This is a genomic window from Paraburkholderia aspalathi (assembly GCF_905220735.1).
GTDB classification, from domain to species: domain Bacteria; phylum Pseudomonadota; class Gammaproteobacteria; order Burkholderiales; family Burkholderiaceae; genus Paraburkholderia; species Paraburkholderia aspalathi.
In genome coordinates, this window is record NZ_CAJNBA010000004.1 from 129,808 (window position 1) to 156,620 (window position 26,813).

Consider the following 26,813-nt stretch of genomic DNA (forward strand, 5'->3'; position numbering starts at 1 on the left):
AGGAAGGAAATAGATGAGCAACGCTCAGCCCATCAAGGTTGCCGTTCTCGCCATGGGTGGCGAAGGCGGTGGGGTGCTGGCCGACTGGATTGTCGATCTCGGCGAGCACAACGGTTACTACGCGCAGACCACGTCGGTGCCGGGCGTCGCGCAACGGACCGGTGCAACGATCTATTATGTCGAACTGTTCCCGCGCGAGTTGAACGACTCGAACAGCCGCGCGCCGGTACTTGCGCTGATGCCGTTGCCCGGAGACGTCGACGTCGTGCTCGCGTCTGAGCTTATGGAGGCTGGGCGCGCGGTGCAGCGTGGTCTCGTAACGGCGGACCGCACGACGCTGGTGACGTCCACGCACCGCGTCTATTCGATCGCTGAAAAGGCTGCAATGGGCGATGGCCGCGTGGACAGCGATACGTTGATCGCCCACGCGAAGCAGGCGGCAAAGCGCTTCGTCCGCTTCGACATGGCAGAGGCCGCCGAGACGACTGGCAGTGTGATCAGCGCGGTGCTGTTCGGCGCGCTGGCCGGAACGGGCGTGCTGCCCTTTAGCCGCAAGCAGTTCGAGGAAACGATCGAGCGTGGCGGTGTCGGTGTGAAGCCGAGTTTGCGCGCGTTCGACCTGGCCTATCTTCGCGGTGGGGCTGATGAAGCAACAGAAGGCGCGAAGGCCGAGGTTGTACCGCCGGCTGTGCCCAACCATCCGGTGGCCGTGAAACTGCTCGCACGCGTGCTGGCCGAATTGCCGCCCGAGGCGCAGACCTTCGCGATCGAAGGGGTGCGTCGCCTGATCGACTACCAGGACTCCACTTACGCAGCGTTCTATCTGGATCGTCTCTCCGAACTGCGCCGTGCGCTGCCCGTCGACGACGCGACGCTGCTGCGCGAAACCGCGCGTTATCTCGCGCTGTGGATGTCGTACGAAGACACCATCCGTGTCGCTGACCTCAAGACGCGCGGCTCGCGCTTCGAACGGGTGCGCGGCGAAGTGCGCGCCGGGGAGAATCAGCTGCTCGCGATCAACGAGTTCATGCACCCGCGTATCGAGGAAATCTGCGAAACGCTGCCGGCTGCGCTTGGCCGTTGGCTCACCCGGCCGCATTGGGTACATCGTTTGGTGCGACGGTTTGCACGGTCGGGACGCGTCGTGACAACGAGTTCGTTGCGCGGCTATCTGACGCTGTATGCGGTTTCGCGTCTGCGCGGCATGCGCCGCAGCACGCTACGCTACCAGCTGGAGAACGCGCGCATTGAAGATTGGCTGGAGCGAATCATCGAGACAGCGAAGCTGAATCCGGCGCTCGCCATCGAGGTCGCGCAGTGCCAGCGTCTCGTGAAGGGCTACAGCGACACGCACGCGCGCGGCCTGAAGAACTACCAGACGGTGATGGCGGCGGTCGTCAAGGCGGGCGCGAGAATTGCGCCTGCCACGCTGCGCGAATTGCGCGACGCCGCTCTCGCCGATGAACACGGCAACCGGCTGCGTGAAACGCTGCGCCGGTACGCTCTTGCATAAGTGCGACTGGAACGAGCGAAGTGCTTGCTCCGTATGCGTGTAATAGCTTCTCAGCCAAGGAGATTAACCGATGCATTCCGCTCTTAGTGAACTAGCTTCCGGCCTTGCTCGTGGAGATGTGCGAGTGGTCGACCTCACGCAGATACTGTCACCGGAGTTTCCCGCGCTTCAACTCCCTCCGCAGTTCGGGCAGGTGTGGGCGTTCAAGATGGAAACGATCAGCCACTATGACGAGAAGGGGCCGGGCTGGTACTGGAACAATTTCTCCTGTGGCGAGCATACGGGAACGCATTTCGATGCGCCTGTGCACTGGGTAACTGGAAAGGATCATCCGCATAACTCGGTCGATACGATCGATGCACACAACTTCGTGGCGCCGGCGGTCGTAGTCGATGCGAGCGCGGAGGTCGCTGGGAATTCGGACTGGCTGCTGACTTCCGACTATCTCAGGAGGTGGGAAGAGCAACACGGCCGGATACCTGCGGGCGCGTGGGTTCTATTCCGTACCGACTGGTCAAAGCGTACCGATCCGGCTGAATTTCTAAGTCTGAGAGACGATGGGGCGCACACGCCGGGTCCAACGCAGGAAGCGGTGGAGTGGATGATTCACGAACGCGACGTTCATGGTTTTGGCGTGGAGACAATCAACACCGACGCGGGGCAGGCTTATGCCTGGCCAATCCCTTACCCGTGCCATACGTTAATGCACGGCGCAAATCGCTACGGTCTTCAATGCTTGACCAACCTCGATCTTCTGCCGCCGGTCGGCGCGATCATCGTTTCGGCTCCGCTTAAGATTAAGGATGGCTCAGGCAGTCCGCTTCGAGTACTTGCTTTGGTGGCGAGTTAGGTTGATGAGGTAAATCCGTTCCGAACGGCGACGCGGTTGCTGCCTTCCCGCGTCACGCCTCGTTCAGTGAAGTAACCGTCGGCCTTTGTAACGGAGCGCTCCGCTGTACCACCGGTTGCGGGCCCGCAGCGTCAATCGCGATCGCGTTCCGCCTGCAGCATCTTGAGTCGTGTCTGGCCGTCCGGCGTGAAGTGCGTGCCAAAGCGCACCAGTCCGCTCTGATGCAACTGGCAACTCAACGTGAAGCTCAGCAGCGTGCCCGGCTCGGTATCCTCGATATCGATAGCGATCGATTCAAGGCGCGGCTCGTATTTCAACAGCGTCACTTCGATTGCATGTTTGAGCTTGTGCGCGGACGATGGCAGATGCCGATAGATCTCCGACAGATCGTCGAGTCCGTAGTCAGGTAAATGTGCGAGTCCATTGCGGCGGCTGTTCAGGATGCGTTGGATGTTGTCCTGTACGGAGAAGAAGGTCTGTGTTTGCGCATCGAAGTCGTCGACGACCGTGCCGTTTGCGAAGTGCCCGGTCACCAACTCGAAGAGCCCTGGTCCCCCACGCGTCATGTCAGCGCCTCCGCTGCGTCATCGAACTCCACGGTGATGCCGTCGTCATCCGAGAGCGACAGCCGGATCGCCCGCGGAAGCTTCCCACCAGATGTCGCGCGCGGCAGACGATGTCTTGCGATCCGCACCAGCAATTCCCGCGAGAGCACAGGCAGGATCTGCTGATCGAGCAGGCTGTCGATGTTGCGTGCGCCGGAGTCAGGCAACTGGCACGCGTGCGCGAGTTCGCTCACCAGTGCATCGTTGCAGACGAGTGGCACGCCGAAGCGGCGCTCGATGCGCCGTGCTACCTTGTCGAGTTTCATCCGCACGATTGACGCTAACGCCGCGTCCGACAGCGGCCGGTACACGACCGTCTGGAAGCGCGCGAGCAGTGCCGGCTGGAAGTGCTCGATCAGCAGCGGGCGGATTGCTTCCATCAACATGCCGGTGCTCAGTTCGCCGCCGGCTTCGGCGACAGCGTCTCTGGCCGCCATGATCTGCTCGCTGCCGAGATTCGACGTCATCAGGATCACCGTATTGCGGAAGTCGATGATGCGGCCTTCACCGTCGCGCATGAAGCCGCGGTCGAACACCTGATAAAAGAGGTTCAACACGTCGCGATGGGCTTTCTCGACTTCATCGAGCAGGATCACGCTATATGGGCGTTGTCGGACGGCTTCCGTGAGTACGCCACCCTGGCCATACCCGACGTATCCCGGCGGAGAGCCTTTGAGCTGTGAGACGGTATGGGCTTCCTGGTACTCGGACAGGTTGATCGTGATCAGCGCTCGCTCGCCGCCGAACATCAGGTCGGCCAATGCACGAGCCGTTTCGGTTTTGCCGACGCCGGACGGCCCGACCAGCAGGAACACGCCAAGCGGCGCTTCGTCGGATTTGAGACCGGCCTTGGCGGCACGCAAGCTCTTGCCAAGTGCGGCGAGGGCGTCGTCCTGGCCGACCACGACCCGCGAGAGCCGTGTTTCCATATCGAGCAGGGTGGCGAGTTCGTCTTCGAGCAGACTGCCTACCGGTACGCCCGTCCAGTCGGCGATGACGCGTGCGATCGCGGCGTCGTCTACTTCCGCGTGAATCAGCGCGTCGGCACCGTGTTTCGCCAGCGTTTCGTGTGCTGCGCGGATCGATTGCTGTAGGTCGCTGCGGATGGATTCGTCCGTTGCCGCGTGCCATTGTCGCCGCAGCGTCTGCAGCACGGTAGCGGCGTCTTTCTGTTCGGCGAACGCCGCTTCCAGTGCGCCGAGTTCACTAGCGAGTGAGGCGAGGCGGGTTTCGATGGCGTTCAATCGTTCGCCGACTTCTGCGGAGGTCGCGCCCTGGTCCTCGATTAACGCCGCACGTTCCACTTCGAGCGCGGCGCGCTCCGCGAGGCGCGCCGAAATTACCACCGGGGTAGCTTCAGTGCTCATGCTCACGCGTGCCGCTGCGGTGTCGAGCAGGTCGACTGCCTTATCCGGCAACTGGCGGCCGGTCAGATAGCGGCGCGATAGCCGCACGGCCGCGGCCACTGCCGCGTCGGTGATATGCACGCCGTGGTGCAGTGCGTAGCGCTCCTTCAGGCCGCGCAGCATCAAGCAGGCGTTGTCGTCGTCGGGTTCGTCGACCTTGACCATCTGGAAACGCCGCTCGAGTGCGGCGTCGCGTTCGAAGTACTGTTTGTATTCGGACCACGTGGTTGCCGCGATCGTGCGCAGTTCGCCGCGCGCGAGCGCGGGCTTGAGCAGGTTCGCGGCGTCGGCGCCGCCGGCGCTATTGCCTGCGCCGATCAGCGTGTGCGCTTCGTCGATGAACAACAGGATCGGCGTGGGCGACTGCTGGACGGCTTCGATCACATTCTTCAGGCGTTGCTCGAATTCGCCTTTGACGCCTGCACCGGCCTGCAGCAGGCCGAGATCGAGCGTCAATACGCTGACGTCGCGGATCACCGCCGGCACGTCGCCTTCGGCAATCTTTAGCGCGAGTCCTTCGACCAACGCGGTTTTGCCGACACCAGGCTCGCCCACAAGGATCGGATTGTTTTTGCGCCGCCTGGCCAGAATGTCGACCATCTGCCGAATTTCTACTTCGCGGCCGAACACCGGGTCGATCCTGCCGTCGCGCGCTTTTTGTGTGATGTCGATGGTGAAGCGTTGCAATGCATCGGTTCCGGGGCGCTCAGGGAGGCTTGCGCGCGGTGAATCTATCGTGGGAGACGAGTGCGTCGGCGTAGCGGTTGCTCCGACGGCGGCGCGCATGCCGGAAGGTGAGTGTTCATTGTTGCTGGTGTCCGACGTGGACGGAACGTTTCCATCCGTGTGCACAACGGCAGTTGGCGCTTCGACCGAAACCCTGTCCAGTTCCGGCCTCAGGCGTTCGATCTGCGCGGCGGACACGGAGAGCAGCGGCCACGCATCCGGCGCACGCAGGAGATGCGGCGCATCGGCAAGCGCCGCCAACAGATGCGCCGAGCGGATCGACGTGGCGCCCGCTTCGAGCGACGCGCTCATCCACGCCGCTTCGAGCAGTTGACCGAGTCGGTAAGACAGCCCCGGTTTGCCGCGCAGCTCGTGTGGCAAGCGATCGATGGCGCTCAGCAGACCGTTCCAGATGCTATCGACGTCGAGGTCGTAGCGGCGCACGATCGCGACCAGATCGCCTTCGCCCAGTTCAAGTAGCTTGATCAGCCAGTGCTCGACTTCGATATCCCGGTGGGCGCGCGCTTCGCACAGGTTCGCGGCTTCGGCGAGGGCGCGGGCGCAATGGTCGTTGAGGCGGCGCAGGAACGGGGAGAGGTCACGGGCGGTCATGGCAGGAGATCGGAAGGAAGAAACTCGCGAACCGGATTGACGGCGGCTCGCGCAAGAAAACGGCACCCCGGAGAGAACGACCAGGGGTGCCGGACCAGCTACATTTACGAGCGTTCGTTCCAGCTATCGGCGTGAATGATGTTGCCGTCCTTGTACGACCACGTGATTTTCTCGTAGCGCAGTTCGATCTCTTCCAGGTGATTGTGCTTCTCGTAGGCCGGATTCTTGATGTCCAGCATCTTCGGCTTGACGGCGACAACCTTCACGTTGTCGAGCTTCGTATTGAAGTACTCTTTCTCTTTGCCTGCGTCGTCGATCTTGTACCACTTGATCTCGACCGACTTGAGCGTCTGGCCGCTCGTCACCGCTTTGTAGAGGTACGGCGTCGAGGCGTCGGTTTCCTTCGTGAAGGTGATCGGCTTGTGCACGCGCGTGCCGGTCAGCTTGCCGGTGTTCGCATCGGTCGGGATGTTCACGCCATGATCGAGCGCGACGACCTCGACGCTGCCTTCGCGACCCTGGACCGTCACCGAACCCTTGATGTCGGCGCCGCCATCGTCCTTGATCCACATGTATGCCGGAATTGCCATTGTTTTTCTCCTTTTACTCGAATGAACAGGCCGGATGGCCCTGGGTTGCACGATCGTCACGACAATCGAGGACGAGCGTAATTTCGACACGACGGTTCGCCGCGCGCCCCGCCTCAGTGTCATTGGCGGCCTTCGGACGGGTATCGCCGTAGCCCTGGATTGCGAAGTGCGTCAATGGGATGCCGGATGCGTCTGCGAGCCAGTCGCGTACTGAAGCTGCGCGTGCCTCGGAGAGTTTCAGGTTCCTGTCGGGAATGCCGACCGAATCGGTGTGGCCGGCTACCAGAACGCGCTTGTCCGCATGCGCCTTGATCATTTCCAGCGCGCCTACCAGCACGCGGTTCGAGCCGGGGTTCAGCACGGCGCTGCCAGTGCGGAACAGCGACAGGCTGTCGAGTTCGATGGTCGACGGCGGCGGAGCCGGTGGCTGATAGCTGGCGATCAGCGTGTTGACAAGCGGCAGCAGCGGAGCGCCGCGATAGAGGCCGAGGCCCAGCCGCGGCGGCACACCGGAACTGGCGTAGCTTTCGAGTTCGGCGCGATCGTGTTTGACCGACTTCAGTGCGTCGATACGTGCCGCGTCCTGGGCCGGCGCGATCGCTTTGTAGCGGGCCATGTTGGTCGTAACACGTTCGACCAGCGCGCGATTCTGCCAGGCCGAGGCGGCCGCGGCAGCGCAGAAGCATGCCGCGAGACACAGAAAGGCATGGGCGAATGCGCGTGGCAAGGCCTGCCTTACGGGTTGAGGCGGGATGCCGCGGATCAGCGGCTCCGGCAGCGGACAAACTTGTCGCGCTCCGTCGACGGTTGGAAGTGTCAGGCCGGTGATAGACGAAACGAACTGACCGTAGAGCGAATCCGACGTTTGCCGCCCTTCGATGACGGTCACGCCGAAGGCGGCGATATGTGACGGTTGACTGTTGCGCTGCGTGTCGACCAGCGCGGGCAGCACCGCGCCGCAGGCCCATCGCGTGAGAGCATCGAGCCGCGCGGATCGATGTGCGCGGGGTTGCCTGTCCATTGGAATCGCAAGCCGCGTGTACTGTGCAATGCGTGAGGCGACGAGTGCGGGCAGCGTGCCGATCTGCAGCGACGGCCCACCGGATACGCCGAACCACGGGCAGTCGTCGGCTGCCGCATGGGTTTCCTCCGCGTACACAGCGACACATACCGGCAATGCGTAGCCGACTGCGCGGCTCGCCTCGCCGATGGCCGAGCGCCAGCGCTTCAGGCCGGCTGCCAGAGTGGCCTGACTATCGATCCTGTCGGCAGCGATCAGATAGGCGACCGCATCCGGGCCTTGTCCGTCACGCCAGCGCTTGAGGGCGTCAGCAAGATGCATGAGTCGTGCGGGATCGTCCCAACGCACCCAGATGGCTGTGTCGGTGACACGAACCGGGTCGGTGCCGAATGCGTCGTCTAGCGTGCTATGCGTATGTCCGGATTCTTCAGGAGGGTGCCTTGCGGCGTCGCCAACGGTGAGTATCAGCGGCGTATTGCGCTTAACGTCGGCAGGGAGTGAACTGAGGGCGGTGTCGATGGCGCTCAGCACGTGCCGGGTTGCCTCGCGCCGAGCGCGAATACGTTGCGTTGCAATGACGATGGCAACGAGCGCGACGGCAACCACCAGTACGGCGAGCACGACATTGCACCCCGATGACCAGGGCGAGCAGAGCACGAGCCAGATGAGCGCAAGCGTCGCGCTCCAGATAAACAGCGTTCGATACGGATAGCCAGCCAAGCTTCGCCTCGTCAAGGTGCGATCTGTGCGATTGAGGCGGTCAGCCACTGATCAACCGAAAAATACACGACGCCTGCCGCGATGCAGGCGATCACGACCCAGGCGGACGGTGCCAGACGTCCACTCCAGCGACGCGTGATTCCTTCGTTGACGATGACGGGACCGGACGTGTCGCGATGGCGATCGAGACGCTCATCCAGAGCACGCATCAGTGCTGCGCGTGCGTCGCTACCGTTCAATGCGAATTTGCCCTTGAAACCCAGATCGAGCACCGCTATGAAAATGGCAAGCAGCGGAAGCACGGGCTGCGGCTGGGCCAGACGGCGTTCGATGCGCGCGATGAGTTCTTCGCCTGCATCGTGACTCTGGAACTCGCTCACCTGCAGAGGTTCACGTTCCCACGCGTCGCGGTCGCTATCCGTCAGACTGCTGAGCGCGGCCTCGTCGAGCAACGCACATTGCGCGTAAGTGGCGTCTTCGATGACATCGGCTGGGTGGCCGGCAGACGCCAGTTCTGCGCCCAGGCGATCGATCTGTTCCTTGCACTTCTGGCGGAACCCATCGAAAGCGCCCGGTGTACTCGGCACGCCTTGAATGGACAGACTCGTGACGGTCAACGCCGTGTCGCGCAACGCGATCGGGAGAAGCGCGGCGGTGCGCTTGGTGGAAGCGGGAAAGGTCATGTCGGCAACACCGCATAGAGTTCAAGCGACACGTCCGGAATCGAAGCCGGTACGTAGAACTGGCAAGCGCGCGCGGCGACCATCCGCTTGAAAGCGGGGTGTGCACTGTCGAGCGCGAAGTACTGGTTCTCGACGCGAATGGGAATCGCGGCCGGCAGACGCGACATGGTGCGCAACGGGATGCCAGGCAACGCGGAATTGACGATCTGCTCGACCTCGTCGGGCGCACCCGCCTTGCACAGGCGCGGCAACTGTTCGAGCAGCGCATGAGCCGGCAGGCCCGACTGGACTGACAGGTAGTAGTCGGCGCCGTCGACGAGCCGTTCATCGTTGATCTTGCCGACCCAGATAGTGCCTCTGACGCGCTCCAGCGCGATAGGCACGACGCGTGACGGTATCACCGTGTCGAGTAATGTACGGATCAACGATTCCAGTTCCGCGAACACCGGCTCTGGGGCGTGGTGGTCGTACGGCGGAATGGCCTGCAGTGTTTCGGTAGTGGAGAACGTCAGCAGCGACCCTGCCAGACGCGCGAGCACGCCGTACAGCCGCTCGGGGTGCTGGTGCGACGCCTGGCAGAGGCGCGCGAGATCCGGCCATGAACTGTTCACGCTGTGCAGCAGCCAGAACAGTGAGACGTCGGCTACCGCGTAGTCCGCAATCTGGTCGGAGCGTTCACGCCGGCGTACGGCGAGGCTCGCGCTTTTCGCACCGAGGATTTCCGAGAGCCGGTTCATGCGTTCGGTCAGCCGCTCGCTGGCAGACAGGAACAGACAGGGCGGGACAAACGTTGGATCGATCTCGAACCGGCCCTGGGCGTTGCGTACGAACCGGCCAATCGGACAGGTGACGTAGTCGCCCACTGTTTCAAAGTCGAACAGCAGCGCCAGCGCGTGCCGTTCGACGCTGATTTCTTCCTTACCTTCGCCGTTAACGTCGGCCACGTGTAGATATTCCCGCACGAAGCGGCGCGGACGAGCCGGCTTCTCGCCAGCTTCGATACAGTTGCCACCCTGCGGGTCGACGAGTGCGAGGCCCACCAGCGCGACAACCGCGTCGATATTCGCGGGTACGTCCGTCAGATCGCGGACAGCAGGCAAGCGGTCAGCGGTTTCGGTATCGACAAAGGTCCCGTCCGGCAGACGTATCGCAAGCGAGCTCAACTGAAGCCGGTTGATCGACAGTGCCTGCGTATCGAACGCAACCTGCTCTACGCCCCATGGCTCGGGACTCGCAATGCGTGCGACGCGTTCGTCGGCAAACCGGTCCCACAGCGCCTGCTGCTGAAAGTGCTGGGGCGTCATGAAAATCCCCTGAGCCCACAGCGGTCTTGTTATCTTCATCGTGATCGGCTTATGCGCGAAGAGGCGGACGAAAGCCGCTTCGCATTGAATGCGAGCCGCGCGGCGACTGCGTGGTCGCCGCGCGGCGGTGCTACGCTACTGACGGGTAGCTGCGAATGCTCAGTTCTTCGCTTTCGGCATCTGCGAGACGAGCGACAGATTGATATCCATCCCTTCGATCTGGAAATGCGGCACGATAAAGAGCTTGACGCGGAAGAAGCCGGGGTTGTCTTCGATGTCTTCGACGATCACCTTGGCTTCGCGCAGCGGGTGCGACGCCTGCAGGTCATCGCCCGGATCGGTCATTTCGGTGACGAGCGTCTTGACCCACGTGTTCAGTTCGAGCTCGAGCAAACGGCGGTCTTTTGTTGTACCGATGTTTTCGCGCTGAATCAGCTTCAGGTAATGGGCGATGCGCGACAGCAGGAAAATGTACGGCAGGCGTGCATTGACGCGGCTGTTCGCGGTGGCTTCCTTCGTGTCGTACAGCGCTGGCTTTTGTGCCGAATGCGCGGAGAAGAAGCACGCGAAGTCGTGGTTCTTGTAATACGACAGCGGGATAAAACCGAGGTTGGCGAATTCGAACTCGCGCGTTTCTGGAATCAGCACTTCGCTTGGAATCTTTGCCTGGTTGCCGGTGCCGAGGTCGTACAGGTGGATCGGCAGGTCTTCGACCAGACCACCGGCTTGTGGGCCGCGGATCTGTACGCACCAACCGTTCTTGATGAAGCTCTTCACCATGTTCGCGGCAAACGCGAACGATGCATTCGCCCACAGATAGCTCGTATGGTCCGGTCCCTTCACTGCTTCCGTGTAGTTGAACGCACGCACGGGCACCGTTTCAGGACCGTATGGCAGACGCGCGAGGAAGCGCGGCAGTGTGAGGCCGATGTAGCGGGCGTCGTCTGAATCGCGGAAACTCTTCCATTTCAGGTATTCAGCACGATCGAAGTAATTGCCGATGTCACGGATGCTGGCGACTTCTTCCATCGACTCCTTGCCGAAGAACTTCGGCGACACCGAGCCGATAAACGGCATGTGGGCCGCAGCCGATACCTTCGAAATGTTGCGCAGCAGGGCGATGTCTTGCGGGCCGCGATCGAACTCATAGTTGGAGATGATCGAGCCGATCGGCTCGCCGCCTGGCGTGTCGTATTCCTGAATGTACGTGTGCAGGTACAGGCCACTCTGGATGACTTCGGGCGTGTCTTCGAAGTCCTGGCGAAGTGCGTCTTTCGATACGTCGAGTACTTCGATCCTGACGTTCTTGCGGAAGTCGGTGCGGTCGACCAGGAACTTCAGTCCGCGCCATGCTGATTCGATCTGCTGGAACGTTTCGTTGTGCATGATCGCATCGAGCTGACGGCTGATCTGCTGGTCGAGATGTGCGATGTGAAAATCGAGCAGGCTCTTGTCGAGACGATCAACCTGCTGCGACGAGTCCTTGATCATCTTCAGGAACACGTTCATCGCTTGCGCGACGCGTTCGTCCAAAGAAGACTCCGACAGCGCATCCGCATTCTGGAAAGAATCGAACGGGCGGGTTGCCTTGACCGGCGTCAGGTTGATCTTTTCGCACAGCGCCTCGTAGACGCTCTTGCCTGGTGCGTCCAGCACGACGGTCTCCGCCGCTGTCGATTCGTGAAGATTGATTTCGTTCTTTGCCATGATGGTTTCCTCGATGAACTGCGCGGTTACTGGGCGGACGGCGTTGCTTCACCGATCTTTTGCAGATCGGTGCGCAAGCGTTCGGACAGTGCCGGGTCTTTGAGGATCTTTTCCAGTTCGCGGCGGAACGTTGCATTGTCGAGCAGATTCGACTTCAGGTCGCGCAGCAGATTGCGGGCGGCCATCAGCGCGCGTAGTTCGGGTACTTTGCCGGCGACCATGTCCGGCTTGAAATCATCCATCGACTTGAAGTCGAGGTCGACCGGCAGTTCCGTGCCGTCGCCGGCCAGCGTATTTTCAACAGCGATCTTTGCCTTGGGGTTGTAGTCGGCGAGCACGGAGTTGAAGTTGTTCTTGTTGATGTCAACCTTTGTGCGTTCAGCGAGTGCACGTGTGTCCTGACCGTTGCTGTAGTCGCCCATCACCAACAGCTTGAGCGGTAACTCAACCTTCTTCTGCGCACCCCCTGTGTGCAGATCGAGCTTGATGTTGATGCGACTTGTTGGTACTTCGTTCTGGAAGCTCTCACTCATCTTTTGATCCTTCTAGTTTTTTGATAACAGTCAGTACAACCAAGGTCGTCGGAGAAGCTATCACGGATGTCCATGTCTTTGATATGAGATAAGTCTGATAATTGGATCTCGCTTAAAAAATACTTTAAACGTGAGGTCTAGTCATTCACAACGATCGGGAAACCGTTTACCTTCCGTGCCCAAACGCACGCATCGGATCGAGAGAAACCGCGCGGACAACACCATGTTCCCCGCCGTTTCTTCCTGGCACGCTTGAGAACGGGGTGAACAACGATGGTAGATTTGAACGCGAGAGTCAGGGAGTACGGCGCCGCACTATCGGGGGTGACGGGGCGACAGTCCTATTTTCTGGATGTGCCTGGAGCGGGGAACGCGAAGGACCTGTCGGTGGTGTCGTTCGAGGCGGTTGAGCGCGTGGGCGAGCCGTACCGGGTGAGCATCGAGCTTACTCATCCGGACAGCCTGTCGAGGGCGGACTATCTCGGTCGCGACGCGACCTTCACGATCGATCCGGCGGATGGCAGCGAGCCGCGCGTGTTCGCCGGCTGCATCACGCGCTTCTCAAAGACGAAGACGACGAAGGACTTCAGCAGCTACCGGATCGTAGTCGAGGCGCACATCGCGCGGCTCAGACTCACTCGCGCGAGTCGCGTCTACCAGCAGCAGAGTGCACCGCAGATCATCGAGTCGATCCTGCGCCGCCATGGGTTCAAGGGCCATCAGTTCGTCTTCAGGTTGCGTCGGCAGTATCCGCAACATAAATTCCGGTTCCAGTACCAGAGTACGGACTGGGCCTACGTCCAGATGCTGATGCAGAAGGAAGGCATCTACAGCTACATCGTCCAGGGCAAGCATGGCGACATGGTGGTGTTCGGCGACGACATCGACCACTACATCTATCAGCCCGAACTGAGCGTGCCGTACCGGGAGACGGCGGGGCTGGAGGCCGGGATCGAGGCGGTGTTCGCGCTTCAGATACATGCGCAGACCGTGCCGCAGTCGTTTGCCGTCGCGGACTACAACCCCGATCAGGCGTGGGAGCGATTTCGGGCTGAAGCGAACGTCGCGGCCAAGGACACCACCACGTACGGCCAGCCGTATATCTACGGCACCCACCACCTCGACCAGGACGGCGCGCAGTGGGAAGCGCAGTTGCGCCACGAGGCGGCCGTTGCATGGCAGGTCGTCTATGAGGGCGAAAGCAATTTGCTGGCCTTGCAGCCAGCGCGCATCCTGCGCATGGATGCGGATATGCCGGACGCATCACAGGAAGTCGCTCCGGGGGATGCCGCTAGTGGCCAGGTGATCATTGAGGTTACCCATACGGGTGCACGTGATCAGGCGTACCGCAACAGCTACCGGGCGATTCCGTCAGATCGGCGCTTCCGTCTGAAGCTCGAAGACGATGCGTGGCCGAAGATCAACGGCACGTTGAGCGCGCGGGTGACGTCGCCGGGCCAGTACAAGTACGCATACCTGACCCAGCAGGGCTATTACACGGTGCGCCTTGACTTGGACTTTGACGAGTGGAACCCGGGCGGAGAAAGTGTGCCGCTACGGCTCGCGAAGCCGTTTGCGGGCGCATTGCAGACGGGCTTCCACTTCCCTGCGCTGGACGGCACGGAAGCGGTGATCGAATTCCGCGACGGCGATCCGGACAAGCCATATATCTCGCAGTTCCATCACCACAGCCAGGCCACGGACCTGATCACGAATCAGGAGCGGTGGCTCTCACGCAATGTGATTCGCACGCAGAGCGACAACAAGCTGGAGTTAGAAGACTGGGAAGGCGAAGAGCACGCGAAGCTCTCCACGGAACACTCGGGCAAGAGCCAGCTGACCCTGGGCCATATGGTTAACGGCAAACGTCAGAAGCGCGGCGAGGGGTTCGAGCTGCGGACGTCAGGGTGGGGGGCGATTCGGGGTGGGAAGGGGTTGTTTGTTTCATCCGACGATCGGCCTAATGCAACGGGCGCGCAGCTTGATATGCAAGAAGCGATGACGCGCCTTGCCGACGCGCAGGGCCGTATGGAGGGGCTAGCTCAGGCAGCGAGAATCGCGCAAGCCGATGCGGCGGATGCAAAGGCCATGCAGCAGGTTCTTCAGGATCAGATCAAGGATCTACAGCAGGCTGTGATCCTGCTGTCTGCGAGTTCATCCATTGCCCTCGTCACGCCGGATGCGATTCAGCATAGTGCGGGTACCAATCTGACGTTCACCGCAGGTGAAAGCGCCGACATTGGTGTGCTTCGCAAATTTACCGTCGCTGCAGGCGAAGCGATATCGCTGTTCGCGCACAAGATGGGCGTAAAGCTGTTCGCGAACAAGGGGAAAGTGCAGATTCAGGCGCAAAGCGATGAGATGGAGCTTACCTCCCAGCAGAACATGACAATCAGCAGCAGTGAGGGGCATGTCGTGCTGCAAGCGCGGAGATCCGTCACGTTCACTGACGGGGGAGGCGCGTATATCAAGCTCGAGAACGGCAATGTGACGATTGCGTCACCAGCACAAGTGACGATCAAGATGGCCAACTTCAAATGGGACGGGCCCGATAGCATCGCCGGAAAACTCCCTGCGTTCTCCGCGTGTCACGGATCACAAGCTGCCGCGGCAACGGCCGGTGAAAACAGCGTGGCATTGGCATGATCGTATCGAAGTCGAGTACTTGGCATTTGGCCGACGCGATTTCTGATTGTCAGCCTCCCTCGCTTTCTCGCGACGGGTATGCGTTAGTCGATCCAGGTGCATTTTCCGATGCCGGAGAGTTGGCGTCGCTTTGCGGACGCATGTGTGTCCCGATCAATTGGGGCAAAGATTTTACTGGTTTGCCGATGCTGATTGATCTGCGTCAATGCGATGCAAGGCAGAAAGAGTGGTTGGAATCCGCCCTGGCCGATGATCTCGAAGCGCAGCAGCGGTTTCCTTTGTTCCGACCGCGCGTGTGCGGGTACCTTGAGACGCTCGTGTCGGCAGACGTGGTTGCCTCACATTTGGGACAGCAGATGCTCGTGTTGCCGATCGACAAGAGTGGCAATCGATCGGGGAGTGCTGCTTTATGGCGTTTTTTTGATCCTCGTGTATTTGCCAATCTCTGCTGGTTGCTGGATGCGGACCGGTTCGCCGCGTTGACGGGCCCGATCTCGACATGGCTATTTCCATGGTTCGGCAATTGGTTCGAACTTGCCACGTCCCCCGTGCGCATAACCGGCGTTAACGCAGCGGAGCGCATTGCCGGATTTATGCGCATTGACATTGAAGTCTGGGAACGCGCTCAACGTGTTGCGCTGGTCAATCAGGTGCTCGCACGCCTCGCCTTGCCGCCGGATATCTCCTGGTCGCAGCGTGCCTCCGTTGCCAATCACATTGAGACGGCCGTGGCAGTGGCGAAAGATCGCCTGCATTGGGATGAACGGGAAGATCAGGCCCGATACGCCGAGCATGTGGTGCGCTACGGTCTTGCATTTTTGACCCATCCCAAGCTAGCACCTTACTGGACGCTTAGGGAAGCACAGCGAACGCCCGGGAGTTGGGCGGACCTTGCGGCGCTTCTGACAACAGAGGAATACGACGTCCTTGCGCAGCAGGCTATGAACACCGTACCAACCTTACCGCCGGCCAATTTCTCGAACACGGCAGCCTTGGGGACAAGAGATCTATGACAACAAGTGTCGAACCGAAATGCAATTTATGCGACAAGCAGGGTTTGCTGATCATGCCAGTGCGCTATGCGATCGCACCGCTCGATATGGGGCTGCCCACGATATCTGCGCCGCTCAAGGTTGAAGACACGGCTCACAGCGTGGGCAAAGGCAAGAAGCAGGATCTGACGCTGCAGGGCAGCGCAGGCTACACAGCGCGTGTACTGCGCAGCGGCTACTTGTACGTATATGACGAGAAGCGCGACCGGATGGCGGCGTACTGGATCACGCAGGACGGCAACTACATGAGTTTTCCGCCGGAGACGACGGTATCGGAGCAGGCGAAGACGGCCAAACCGTGCGATTTCGCTGGACACAAGGAGCTGGCTGGCTGCATCGCGATTCCTGATGCGGGGCAGGCGGGCATGGTGTGGCTCGGGTATTCGGACGTGCAATGGACGCCGGCAGTTGTGATGGCCCACAAGGGAAGCGCGGGCAAGTCGCAGCGCGAAATGCACATGCGCGCCTTTGATGCGGGCGCATGGGCCAAGACGCACCAGACGCTGCCAGGACAGATGGTCGCGGCCGGCCGGGGCAGCACGGTCCATGCAGTAGCGATGGACGTTCTGGCCAGTACCGTGGCCGACTACGCGACCGCTGCTAAGCCCGTACCGATCGGCGCGCGCGCGTTCATTCCGCCTTCGTCACCTTACTTTCGCGCGCGTGCGGGGCAGGCAGAGGGAACTCTGACGGCGTGCCGGCGGCGCAGCCCTGGCATGCAGGGCGCGATCGTGGCGCTGGACGACCCCGCAGGCGTCGCCCAGGATCTCGCCGCGCTGATCAACTGGCATCAGGAGCGGCTCCTCGACACGAGGGTGGAGAAGGGGAAGTACGACAAAGCGAACGGATACGGTAATTACGCTACGACATTTCGGCACCTGGTCGCTCTGGACGGTGCGATCAAATCATTGCAGGCATCCAATGACGAGAAGGTCAAGATGCAGGTGTTTGCGGACGCAAACGCCTTCGCTGACTACATGAAGGTGAGCTACGACGTCGCGCGCGAGCAGGAGGCGGCGGTTGCAGTGAGTCCGGTGATGGCGAACCGGCCCGTGATTCCCGGCACATTCGTGAAGAAAGTGGACCCAGCGGACTTGGCCAGGCAGCAACAGATGGATGCACTCCTGAGAAATCCGTCGCCACAGAAGATCAAGATTGCTCAGGACGATTCATGGAAGGCGTACCTGGATAGGATCAAGCCCGCTCCCTACAGCGATTGGGCCAAGGACTTCAAGGCGGCATCAGATAGGCTGCAAACGCAGCATATAGAGTCATTGGCGAAGGCGCATGCGGCGTGGATGCAGAGCAATCTGCTATCGAACAAGCTCGATTGCACGCACGACGGGAAGGACCCGCATTCGGGTGATGTCTATGCGGAGACCTTGCAGCGGTGCATGGCAGCGACGCAGCAGATTGATGGGTGCGCGCAGGTGTATCGCCGGTGGCTGAGTGGCGATATCACGGAGCGGACCAACCTGCTGCTGCGTGCGCTGGTGTTGCGTCAGGACGAATTGATCAGTGCGATGCAGACGCTGCCACTCGATCCGGCGAAGTTGCCGTGGGCAGAAATGATGGACAAGTACGCTAAGCACGTGCAGGCGTTGCTTAAGCCCGCGTCGGACGCGAAGCTGCAAGCGCAGGCCGCACACGCGGCAGTAGCGCAAGCGAAGAAGAAATACGATGAGGCGTTCGCAGATTTTGTGGATTCGACAGACATGAGTTCCGGATTCGCGCTCGCCGATACGCCGTTGAAGCGGAAAGCGGAGCAGGCCGAGGCGGAGTGGAAGGCCAATCAGGTCAAGGCGGGGGAAGCGCAGCGCGAGACGGTAGACAAACTGCTGCCAGATTCGGTTGCTAGTGTGTTGGTGCAGATTGCCGCGCCTATAGCGACGATGCTGCGCGAATTCAACGATAACGCGGCAGAAAAGACGTTGGCGCGCTGGATGGCTATTGTGGGTGTCACCTTGATGACACCGGTCGGGGTGATCGAGGTCAGCGGCAGCGCGCGGGACACGATCGAGTTTCTGTCGACGACATTTGTGAAGAATCTGACCACAGCAGCTGAGCAGAGCGGAAAACCGTTCTCTGAGGAGCAGGTCAGGCAATTGACGAAGTACACCAAACGGCAGGTGGCGGGTAGCTTCGCGAGCGGAAATATCGGGGCGTTCGAGACAGCAAAGGAAAACACCGTGAAGGCGAAGATGGCGGTGTTTGTCACCGATGACATGTATGCGCAACTTAAACAGATCAAGGATCCGACGAAGAAAATCGCCTGGCTTGCGGCTAACGTGAAGACGCCACTAACCGTGAAAGATTATGGATTGTTGAAGACGGCGTCCAGGACGAAGTTATATGGTGCGGTGTCGGAGGGTGTGCTGACTGTCATCGATGTGGTCTGCAAATGGGCCTCGTGGCAGCAGATGCTCACCGCCGAAGCGAAGGCGCTCAGTTTTCAGAAGACTTGGGAGCAGGACACGCGCTACAAGCTCGGTCGCGCACTCTATGTGGGTGCGCTCGGGACGGGGGTGGGCAACGTTGTGAAGAGCTACGGGACCTGGCGCAATCTCAATGCAACTGGTATGGCCGAGCGTGTGATGGGTGAGCAAACGGTGAGACGTGCCGCGGTGGCGTTGCGCTGGGCCGGGGCTTTGACGGCTGCAGTTTCGGGAGTGGTAGCAGCGATGGACTTAGCCGATGCTAATGAAAGCAGACATCAGCAGAAGTGGGAATTGGGCGGTCTTCAACTCCTTTCTGGCGTAACTGGAATTGCCGCCGCTAGCTTTGCCTTTTGGGCTGCAGTTGCTGCCGATGGTGGTGCGACCGTCGTCGTCGGACTCAGTTTGACCGGATGGGGACTCGTCTTGGGTGTGGTCTTGGTGGCGCTAAGTATGCTGATTGATCATGTTAAAGGCGACACCTTCGCGCAGTGGCTGGAGCGCTGCTACTGGGGCAATCTGGCGTCGGGTAGCCGCTATACCGATTCCAGCAAGGAACAGTCCGACTTCAGCCTGGCGATGGCGGATGTGTGATGTTTACGACAAACAGGAAACAACGCCCCCTGAGCGTGCAGGACCGGGAATGGCGTCTGTCAATCAGCGAACGCACCGCAGAACGGCATGCGTCTGGCCGGGTGATCCGGTTGAACTCCACCTATCTGGAACTGGTTGATGGGATCTATTCAAATCGAGGAACGATGAGTGCGGTTGGGTTGTTCGGCGCGGGACTACTTTTATTTTTTCTATTGATTTCGTGGTGGTCGACTTTTGCTGATTTCTATTTCAATCCGAACTGGGATCACCGCGACGAAAGCGCAATGTTGCTATTTATGGGGTTTGCGACAATTGTTTCGTCTTTGTTTATCGCGGGCGTAATTACGTTCAACCGCACGATCGGCGAATGGTTCCGCTACACGCATTACCCGATGCGCTTCAACCGCCAGAACCGGATGGTCTACGTGTTTCGCGGCGACGGAACGGTACTGGAAGTGCCGTGGGACAAGGCGTACTTCACCTTGCGTGTGAACAGTCAGGCGTTTGGCATACGTACACTAGGCATCTGCGGTCTTGTGCTGAAGGATGCGCAGACCGTCGAGGAAATGTTCGTATTCGGCTACGCATCGAGCAGTCAGGACGATTGTTTGCGTCACTGGGAATTTATCCGCCGCTACATGGAGGAGGGGCCGCAGGCGGTGATCTACGCCCCCGGCTTCACGTACTGTCTGCCGATTGCCGACAAGCGGGAAACGCTGTATCAGGGCTGGATAGCGCTGGTGTCAAAGGACGCATGGAACCCGATTGCCAAATGGCTGATGCTGCCGTTCCACATCCTGTTCTTTATCGGTCGTCTGGTGTGCCGCGCAACGAGCAAGGTCCCGCTTTGGCCCGCCGACGTCGAAGCATCATGCCGGATAGCACCAGGCGATGCGTATGTGCGCGATTCGAGCACAAATCCGGTGGGGTATCGATGAGCGGCCCACGGCTTAAATGTGTGAACCATCTTCCTTAACTTTCAGAAGAGGCCATATGCCAAATGTGATTTACGTGGGCGACGACACGAGCCACGGCGGCAAGGTGCTTACCGGATCGCCGCGCATTTCATTGAACGGTAGATTCGCATCCCGCAAGACCGACAAGGTGTCCTGTCCCCGCTGTGGTGAAAACGCGATTGCAGAGGGAAATGACAAGATGTTTGATGGCGATCTGCCAATTGCGTTTCATGGTCACAAGACGCTTTGCGGTGCGATTCTGCTTTCGTCTAGTGGAGCGACAGGCAGTACGTGATGGCCTACGACTTGAGACGTATTGCTCCTGAGCGGGAGGTCCCACCGTTTAGACCTGCCTGGCCGCTTTGGGCATTCCTCTTTCTGCTGATCGTCGGCGGCGGTGCCTTCGGTGTCGTCCGCTTCTGGCCGGCTGGCGAGTCCACGCAAACGGTTTGGTTCTGGACGTGCGTGGCAGCGTTCCCGGTGCTCGTATGGACGGTCCTGCTCTTTAGTTATCTTGGCGTGTTGCAGTCCCGGCGAACCTGTGCCGAAGAGCATAACGAGGCACGACGTGAATATAAGGATGAGGTCTGCCGGAGGGCCGGCATTCCTTTGCATATCCTCGACTCCGGTTTTGTTTTCTCCGCGCGGGAACATGAGAACACTGCGTCGGCGGTGGTGGAGCGGCAGCTCACGCTGGAGCCGAAAACTCGGTTCGACGACGATAGCGAAGCAATCGCCGCTCGGTGGATCGATCCGGATGGCTATGCGTGGCGACCAGGCGACGAAGCTGCAGACGAGGAGCGGCATCGCGATGTGCTTGGGTATGTATTCGGCTCGCTGCTGCGGCAGATTGCGCCGGCCGTCAGAGCATTGCCTGAACGTACACGGCTGATTGTTCGCGTGAGTGTTGCCGCTCAATTGACGACTTCGGAAATCGAAGCCATTTGGCACGATTCATGGGATGCGCATCAGCTCGGCAATGCGGCGCTAACCGCAGTGAACACAGACGCTCCGGACCTCATTGCTGTCGACGGATGGCTCGACGGTGCCCCCGGGTTCGTCACGGATGCGGTCAACGTACTTTGCGTGGTGCAACTCAACCCGCTTCTCAACGCGATTCCAGATGCTGGAGTGGCGGAAGCGGGAGCCATCCTGATGTTTGCTTCACGGGCGTTCGTCGCGCAAAGGCACTTAGCCAGTAACACTCTGCTATATCGACCAGAACATCACGATGAAGAAGGTATGGCGCAGGGGTTACTGCAAGTATTGCTGTGGAGCCGTTCTCGGGGCTCGGAGGTGAACGACCAGTGGTTGATCGGTGGCACAGAGGCACCTTTGCAGCGGGAGTTGTCGACCCATATGGATACCCAAGATGTGGGTGTACTCAAGACAGCCGGATTGCAAGGGCAGCATGACGTCGATCTGACTATCGGCACGATTGGCATGGCTGCGCCATGGTTGTGCGTCGCTCTTGCTTCTGCGCAGGTGCGGGCCTCCGGGCAGAAACAATTACTGAGCATTGCTCATGTCGACCATATGACCCTCGCGGTTGTCGGGCCGCAACTTTAAGATCAGTTTCCCCTATGCGCTTCAATTTCAAGCTGGCTGGTTTTTTTGTGGTGTTAGTCGCAACCGGACTCATCGTGCTTACAAAAGGGCACGTCTTTGGTCTGACCACTCCGGCGCAGAAGCTACTTGTCGTTTCGGGTCTGGTCATCGTGTTTTTGCTCGCCGTTATCGTCAACGTTACGCTGATTCGAAAGGCCAGCCGCAAGGCTGCACTGCGAGACGTTGGGTCGGCTGAGCTAGGTAAGCAGCCGGAAGAGATTCAGGTGACAACCGAACCGTTGACCTCTTTGCGGGAATATCTGCGAACACGTCACGGCCTTCGCTATTGCTACCGCCAACCTTGGCTGTTGCTAACAGGCGGCGATGCAGCAATCGCGCAACTGCTCCCCGACCTGGCCGAACAAGGCTGGCTCGTCACTGACGACGCTGTGCTCCTATGGAGAAAAACAGGCAAGGACGGTCAACCAGACGAAAACTGGCTGAAGCGGTTAGCCAAACTACGCCGCTGCCGCCCGATCGACGCGGTGGTGCTGACTCTCGACGGCACTGAGGACCTGTCCACTGCACGCCGCGGCACCAATACATACGGTGTTAGCCTCTCACGCATCGCACAGATACTGCACTGGTCTGCGCCCGTTTATGTCCTTGACGTCGCGCAAGACGACGCGGTCAGCAGCGGCGCAACGCCGGTAACAGGTTGCGAGTTCCCGCGCACCGCCGACGCCAGCGCAATCGAAACCGCGCTGCTGAGATTGCGCGACCGCCTGGCCGATCGCAGCGTCGCGCAGCTAGCCAACAATGGCTGCGACCGGTACGTCGCGCAACTGTCGCAACGACTCGACACGCGCAGCGCACTGCTTGCCGGATGGATCGCCGCGTTTGCCAGACGCCAGCGGCACGTCCAACCGGTCAGCGGTGCATTCTTCGCGCCGTACCCGTTACCGAACACAACGCACAACAGCGAGCATCCGACCAGCGCTGACCTTCCTATATGGCAGCACATCGGCGAGGCCGCACGCACCAACCGCGGCCGCCGCCTCGGTTGGCACCCCGTGACGACGCTCTCGATCATCGCATTGAGCGCAATCGGCCTGTGGACCACCGGCATGCTGATATCGGGTTTCAACAACGCGCGCGAACTGCATCTCACGAAGCAGGCGGTCCGGGCCCTCGCGACGGCACCCGAATCCGCCGCCAGACTGCGCGCGCTGTTCAAGCTGCAACAGCGCATCGACCTATACGAAACTCGCACGCAGCATCACGCGCCGCTGCTGACGCGCTTCGGGCTGAATCGCGACCGGGAGGTGCTCGCCGCGTTGTGGGCACCTTACGCGCAAGCCAGCCGGCGAGTGCTGGTCACACCGCTCCAGCAAAACCTCGAAGCCTCCCTCGTCGACCTAAGCCAGATGCAGACCGAGCAGGTCGATGACCAGACCAACCGGCTCGCGCTCGACGGCCACAAAGCCCTCAAGACTTATCTGATGCTGTCCGAACCCAGCCGCGCCGACGCAGCATTCATGACCCCGTTGCTCACCCGCTACTGGAGCACAAACGCGAACCTGCCGGCCGGCGAGAAACTCGACCTCTCCGAGCGTCTGCTGGGCTTTTACGCCCAGCACCTGAGAGCACATGAAGACTGGCGCATCCAGCCGCGCCAGGATCTGGTCAACGCATCGCGCCAAACGCTGCTCGCAGTGATCGGCGTGAAAAACTCCGAGGACACGATTTACCAGCACGTGCTCGACACGGCGGGCAATCGCTATCCCGACCAGACGCTCGCCTCCCTCACGGCCGGCACCGACACGCGCGGACTGCTGCGCACCTCAGCGTTCATATCCGGCGCCTTCACCCGTCAAGCCTACGAGGGCACCATTGCCGCCGCCATCGACGAAGCCGCGAAACGCAATGAAGTCGCGAGCGACTGGGTGCTGGCCAGCAATGCGCATCGGCACGAGCCGGAGCAGTCGGCCGACGATGTAAGGGCGTCGCTCATCAGCCGCTACTTCTCGGACTACGCGGACCGCTGGCAGGGTTTCATGAACACCCTGCATTGGGACCTCGCGCCCACGCTGCCATCCGCGATCGAGCAACTGAAACTGTTGGCCGACGCGCGGCAGTCGCCGGTGATCGCGCTTATGAAATCACTCGAATACCAGGGCGGAGCGGGCGCGCTGAAAACGTCGTTGTCCGACACGCTGGTGGACAAGGCGCAGCACGTGTTCGGCGGCAAGGTCGAGGGTCCTGAGACGGCGAAGCCCGATCCGGCCGGCCCGCTCGGCGCATCATTCGGGCCAGTGCTGCGTCTCGTCGCACAGGGCAATACCAGCGCTGTCCCGAGCAGCGACCTGAGCCTGCAACGCTTCATGGAGCGTGTCACCACCCTGCGCCTGAAATTGCAGCAGGTAAGCGACAGCCCGGATGTCGACGCTGAGGCGAAGCAGGTTGCGCAATCACTCTTTCAGGGCAAAGGCTCGGAACTGGCCGACACCGAGGCCTACGCGCAATTGATCGCCGCGAGTCTCGGCGCGCAATGGGCGGGTATGGGCGATGCGCTCTTCGTGAGGCCAGTCGCCCAGGCAACGCAAACGGTGCTGAAGCCGGCCCAGGCCAGCCTGAACGATGCCTGGCGCCAGACGATCGTCGCAACGTGGAATCGATCCTTTGCGGGACGCTATCCGTTCGCCAATACGGATAACGATGCGTCGCTACCCGAACTCGCGCGTTTCCTGCGCCCGCAAGGCGGGTTGATTGGTACGTTCCTCGGCTCGCAACTCGCGGGCGTGCTCGAACTGCAGGGTGACCAGTGGGTGCCGGTAGCCACAGGCAACACGACGCTGACGTTCGATCCCAACTTCCTCAGGGCGCTGAACACGCTGCAACGCATTGCGGGCCATCTTCTTGCACAGGGGGAGCCGCAATATCGTTTCGACTTCAGGCCGGTGCCGGCGGCGGGCGTGACAGACACGGTGTTGACGCTCGACGGCCAGAAACTGCATTACTACAACCAGCAGGAAGCCTGGCAGGCGCTGACGTGGCCGTCGAACAATCCGCAGGGTCTCGGCACGCGCCTGCAATGGCAGACGGAGAAGGCGGGTACGAACAAGAGCTTTGAGTTCAGTGGGCGCTGGGGGCTGGTGCGCATGCTCGAACGGGCCCAGGTGCAGCCGCTCGATAGCGCCACTTTCCAGTTGACGTGGCAGGCTGCGCCGGACACGAGCGCTTCGAAGGCGGCACAGATACCGAAGCCTGCATCCGCGCCTTCACCGGCAAACGCGTCGAATATCGCCAACGCCAACGCCAACGCCAACGCCAACGCCAATGCCAACGAAGAAGATGACGACGTTGACGATCCGGCTTTCCTCGGTGCCAAACGTCTCGACAGCCTGACGACGCAAGCCCCGCTCACAACCGCGTCACAGGACCTCACTTATCCGCTGAGCTTCATGATGCGTACGGACGTGGGCAAGGGGCCGCTGGAACTGCTGGCGTTGCGCAACTTCGCGCTGCCGACGCGCATCTTCGCCGGCACAGTGCCCGTCGCGGCATTAGGTGCAAAAAAGACCGCGCAGGCTGACGGCCCACCACCGTTGCCGAGGGCGATGCTCGACGCGGCAAAGCACGCCGAAACCCCGCTTCCCGGTGGATTCAGCCCGCTATGAGAGCCGACCCCACTGCTTCGCCCGGAGAAGACGCTTCATGCTAACGAACCTCCTCAGCGCGCTGTTTGGCGCCCACCCGCCCTCAGACCTCGCGCGCTCGACACAGGGGCGCTGGGATGACTGGCTACGGCCGATCAGCGAGGCTACGCCGACCGGTACCGACCCCGGCTATGACGATGACTTCCTCGCGATCAGGGAGGAAGTTGCGAAACTCTCGGACGTCGACGACACGCTGATCGTCAATACCGCCGAACGCCTGCTCAAACAAAGCGCGAAGGATGTCCGCCTCGCGGTCTACTACGTCTATGGGCGCATGCGTCGCGATGGCGCGGAAGGCGTGGCATCCGGCTTTGAACTGCTCTCGGCGCTCGTTGATCGCTTCGGCGACGCATTGTTGCCGGCCCGTGCCGAAACTCGCAGGGCCGCGCTCGAATGGCTTGCCGGCAGTTCCTTTGCTGACCGGCTCGACCGTGTGCAGGGTCTGTCCGATACGCTGCTCGAACGCACGCTGTCGGCGCTCGCGCTGATCACCGAGCGTACCGCGCAATGGCCCGAGGCGGCACGCCCTGAACTCGACCCGCTGTTTCGCCGCTTCGAAGACCGCGTTGAAACCCCGCTGCCGATGGCGCACGCAAACAGCGAGACACCGGCAGGCGGCGCATCAGCCACGACGCTGCCGCCGGCCACTGAAGTCTCTTCCACTCGCGAACTACTCGACCGCGCGCGCCAGATGGCGCAGTTCCTGCGAGATCAGCCGCAGGGTTATCTGGCGGCGTATCGGCTGATGCGTTGCATACGCTGGGATACGCTCACCGAAGTGCCGCCGCACGAGGTTAGCGGCAAGACGCGGCTCGTCGCGCCACGCGCCGAACTGCGGGCGCATCTTAAACGCCTGATGTTGCAAAAGCAGTGGCCGGAATTGCTGGACCGTGTCGAGGCGGCGTTTGCCGAAGGTGCGAATCATTTCTGGCTGGATCTGCAGTATTTCGCGTTCAGCGCGCAGGAGCAGGCGGGCGGTGAATATGCGCAGGTTCGCGATCTGGTCGCAACCGACTGCGCGCTGATGCTCGAACGTCTGCCGGGTCTGGACCAACTGTCGTTCTCCGACGGCTCACCGTTTGCCGATGACGCGACGCTGGAATGGATCGCACGCTACGCCACCGTGCGTGACGTCGAGCGGGGCGAAGCCGTGGCGCCCGTGATCGTAGCGTCGGCGGATACCAACTGGGCGGAAACCGAAGCACAGGCGTCCGATCTCGCCGCGCAGCAGGGGCTGGACGCCGCCTTTGCCTGGTTGCAACGCTTGCCGGCCGAGGACGGCGAACGCGACCGCTTCGTACGGCAACTGGTGATGGCACGCGTGGCAGAGCGCGCTGACCGGCCGGATACGGCACTACACCTGCTCTCGGCGCTTGATGCTGTCACGCAGCGCTTCCGGCTCACAGAATGGGAGCCGTCACTGGCATTCGAAACCAAACACCATCTGCTGCGGCTGCTGAAGATCCGGATGAACCGCAAGGACGCGGACAAGCCCGCACTGGCTGCCCGCATCGATCTGCTGACGGGCGAGCTGACAGCGATCGATCCGGCGCGAGCCGTGACGCTGGCATAAGCACGCCCGGAAACAGCGAG

18 protein-coding genes are annotated in these 26,813 nt (G+C 61.0%); 10 read left to right on the forward strand and 8 right to left on the reverse strand.

Annotated features, from left to right (window positions below; genetic code table 11):
• Positions 1–13 precede the first annotated feature (13 nt).
• A complete protein-coding gene (locus KHO30_RS23385; protein WP_211702486.1) occupies positions 14–1,513 on the forward strand; it encodes an indolepyruvate oxidoreductase subunit beta family protein in 1,500 nt (499 codons plus the stop codon).
• A gap of 70 nt (positions 1,514–1,583) precedes the next feature.
• Entirely contained in the window at positions 1,584–2,363 is a 780-nt protein-coding gene (locus KHO30_RS23390; RefSeq protein ID WP_093641468.1) for a cyclase family protein, read from the forward strand.
• A gap of 131 nt (positions 2,364–2,494) precedes the next feature.
• Here KHO30_RS23390 and tssE read toward each other — a convergent pair whose 3' ends face one another.
• The 8 genes from tssE to tssB form a co-directional block, all read right to left on the reverse strand.
• The gene (gene tssE, locus KHO30_RS23395; protein ID WP_211702487.1) at positions 2,495–2,929 is read right to left on the reverse strand and encodes a type VI secretion system baseplate subunit TssE; all 435 of its coding nucleotides are present in this window, start codon (positions 2,927–2,929) and stop codon (positions 2,495–2,497) included.
• A complete protein-coding gene (gene tssH, locus KHO30_RS23400) occupies positions 2,926–5,712 on the reverse strand; it encodes a type VI secretion system ATPase TssH (RefSeq protein ID WP_211702488.1) in 2,787 nt (928 codons plus the stop codon). The genes tssE and tssH overlap by 4 nt, the downstream gene beginning before the upstream one ends.
• 104 nt (positions 5,713–5,816) lie before the next feature.
• Positions 5,817–6,302 (reverse strand): Hcp family type VI secretion system effector, encoded by a 486-nt coding sequence (locus KHO30_RS23405; RefSeq protein WP_200653622.1) that lies wholly within the window; start codon positions 6,300–6,302, stop codon positions 5,817–5,819.
• A gap of 13 nt (positions 6,303–6,315) precedes the next feature.
• Positions 6,316–8,043 carry an OmpA family protein gene (locus KHO30_RS23410; protein ID WP_211702489.1) on the reverse strand — a complete coding sequence of 576 codons (1,728 nt, stop codon included), beginning with the start codon at positions 8,041–8,043 and terminating at the stop codon, positions 6,316–6,318.
• 11 nt (positions 8,044–8,054) lie between these two features.
• Positions 8,055–8,726, reverse strand: coding sequence for a DotU family type IV/VI secretion system protein (locus KHO30_RS23415; protein ID WP_211702490.1), 672 nt, complete (start codon positions 8,724–8,726; stop codon positions 8,055–8,057).
• On the reverse strand, positions 8,723–10,069 hold the full coding sequence (gene tssK, locus KHO30_RS23420; protein ID WP_211702491.1) for a type VI secretion system baseplate subunit TssK: 1,347 nt from the start codon (positions 10,067–10,069) through the stop codon (positions 8,723–8,725). Before tssK ends, KHO30_RS23415 begins: the two co-directional genes overlap by 4 nt.
• Before the next feature lie 120 nt (positions 10,070–10,189).
• A complete protein-coding gene (gene tssC / locus KHO30_RS23425) occupies positions 10,190–11,737 on the reverse strand; it encodes a type VI secretion system contractile sheath large subunit (RefSeq protein WP_211702492.1) in 1,548 nt (515 codons plus the stop codon).
• 26 nt (positions 11,738–11,763) lie between these two features.
• Positions 11,764–12,270 carry a type VI secretion system contractile sheath small subunit gene (gene tssB, locus KHO30_RS23430; protein ID WP_211702493.1) on the reverse strand — a complete coding sequence of 169 codons (507 nt, stop codon included), beginning with the start codon at positions 12,268–12,270 and terminating at the stop codon, positions 11,764–11,766.
• A 273-nt stretch (positions 12,271–12,543) separates the two neighbouring features.
• Here tssB and KHO30_RS23435 point away from each other — a divergent pair, with 273 nt between their 5' ends.
• From KHO30_RS23435 to tssA, 8 genes are all read left to right on the forward strand, one after another.
• Positions 12,544–14,916: a type VI secretion system Vgr family protein gene (locus KHO30_RS23435; protein ID WP_211702494.1), complete on the forward strand. Its 2,373-nt coding sequence runs from the start codon at positions 12,544–12,546 to the stop codon at positions 14,914–14,916.
• Complete coding sequence (locus tag KHO30_RS23440; RefSeq protein WP_211702495.1) at positions 14,913–15,929, forward strand: DUF4123 domain-containing protein; 1,017 nt, start codon at positions 14,913–14,915, stop codon at positions 15,927–15,929. Before KHO30_RS23435 ends, KHO30_RS23440 begins: the two co-directional genes overlap by 4 nt.
• On the forward strand, positions 15,926–18,997 hold the full coding sequence (locus KHO30_RS23445) for a T6SS effector BTH_I2691 family protein (protein ID WP_280531448.1): 3,072 nt from the start codon (positions 15,926–15,928) through the stop codon (positions 18,995–18,997). The genes KHO30_RS23440 and KHO30_RS23445 overlap by 4 nt, the downstream gene beginning before the upstream one ends.
• 284 nt (positions 18,998–19,281) lie before the next feature.
• Positions 19,282–19,935, forward strand: coding sequence for a DUF6708 domain-containing protein (locus KHO30_RS23450; protein ID WP_211702497.1), 654 nt, complete (start codon positions 19,282–19,284; stop codon positions 19,933–19,935).
• Between the two features lie 55 nt (positions 19,936–19,990).
• Positions 19,991–20,248 (forward strand): PAAR domain-containing protein, encoded by a 258-nt coding sequence (locus KHO30_RS23455; RefSeq protein WP_211702498.1) that lies wholly within the window; start codon positions 19,991–19,993, stop codon positions 20,246–20,248.
• Positions 20,248–21,522: a hypothetical protein gene (locus KHO30_RS23460; RefSeq protein WP_211702499.1), complete on the forward strand. Its 1,275-nt coding sequence runs from the start codon at positions 20,248–20,250 to the stop codon at positions 21,520–21,522. The genes KHO30_RS23455 and KHO30_RS23460 overlap by 1 nt, the downstream gene beginning before the upstream one ends.
• Before the next feature lie 14 nt (positions 21,523–21,536).
• Positions 21,537–25,181, forward strand: coding sequence for an ImcF-related family protein (locus tag KHO30_RS23465; RefSeq protein ID WP_211702500.1), 3,645 nt, complete (start codon positions 21,537–21,539; stop codon positions 25,179–25,181).
• Between the two features lie 37 nt (positions 25,182–25,218).
• Entirely contained in the window at positions 25,219–26,793 is a 1,575-nt protein-coding gene (tssA, locus tag KHO30_RS23470; RefSeq protein WP_211702501.1) for a type VI secretion system protein TssA, read from the forward strand.
• Positions 26,794–26,813: the final 20 nt, after the last annotated feature.

Coding starts and splice junctions, on each gene's coding strand:
- KHO30_RS23465 (WP_211702500.1), top strand. CDS start 21,537: ATGCGCTTCAATTTCAAGCTGGCTGGTTTTTTTGTGGTGTTAGTCGCA.
- KHO30_RS23440 (WP_211702495.1), top strand. CDS start 14,913: ATGATCGTATCGAAGTCGAGTACTTGGCATTTGGCCGACGCGATTTCT.
- KHO30_RS23405 (WP_200653622.1), bottom strand. CDS start 6,302: ATGGCAATTCCGGCATACATGTGGATCAAGGACGATGGCGGCGCCGAC.
- KHO30_RS23455 (WP_211702498.1), top strand. CDS start 19,991: ATGCCAAATGTGATTTACGTGGGCGACGACACGAGCCACGGCGGCAAG.
- KHO30_RS23390 (WP_093641468.1), top strand. CDS start 1,584: ATGCATTCCGCTCTTAGTGAACTAGCTTCCGGCCTTGCTCGTGGAGAT.
- tssB (WP_211702493.1), bottom strand. CDS start 12,270: ATGAGTGAGAGCTTCCAGAACGAAGTACCAACAAGTCGCATCAACATC.
- KHO30_RS23435 (WP_211702494.1), top strand. CDS start 12,544: ATGGTAGATTTGAACGCGAGAGTCAGGGAGTACGGCGCCGCACTATCG.
- tssE (WP_211702487.1), bottom strand. CDS start 2,929: ATGACGCGTGGGGGACCAGGGCTCTTCGAGTTGGTGACCGGGCACTTC.
- KHO30_RS23450 (WP_211702497.1), top strand. CDS start 19,282: ATGTTGCTATTTATGGGGTTTGCGACAATTGTTTCGTCTTTGTTTATC.
- tssC (WP_211702492.1), bottom strand. CDS start 11,737: ATGGCAAAGAACGAAATCAATCTTCACGAATCGACAGCGGCGGAGACC.
- KHO30_RS23385 (WP_211702486.1), top strand. CDS start 14: ATGAGCAACGCTCAGCCCATCAAGGTTGCCGTTCTCGCCATGGGTGGC.
- KHO30_RS23460 (WP_211702499.1), top strand. CDS start 20,248: ATGGCCTACGACTTGAGACGTATTGCTCCTGAGCGGGAGGTCCCACCG.
- tssH (WP_211702488.1), bottom strand. CDS start 5,712: ATGACCGCCCGTGACCTCTCCCCGTTCCTGCGCCGCCTCAACGACCAT.
- tssK (WP_211702491.1), bottom strand. CDS start 10,069: ATGAAGATAACAAGACCGCTGTGGGCTCAGGGGATTTTCATGACGCCC.
- KHO30_RS23415 (WP_211702490.1), bottom strand. CDS start 8,726: ATGACCTTTCCCGCTTCCACCAAGCGCACCGCCGCGCTTCTCCCGATC.
- tssA (WP_211702501.1), top strand. CDS start 25,219: ATGCTAACGAACCTCCTCAGCGCGCTGTTTGGCGCCCACCCGCCCTCA.
- KHO30_RS23445 (WP_280531448.1), top strand. CDS start 15,926: ATGACAACAAGTGTCGAACCGAAATGCAATTTATGCGACAAGCAGGGT.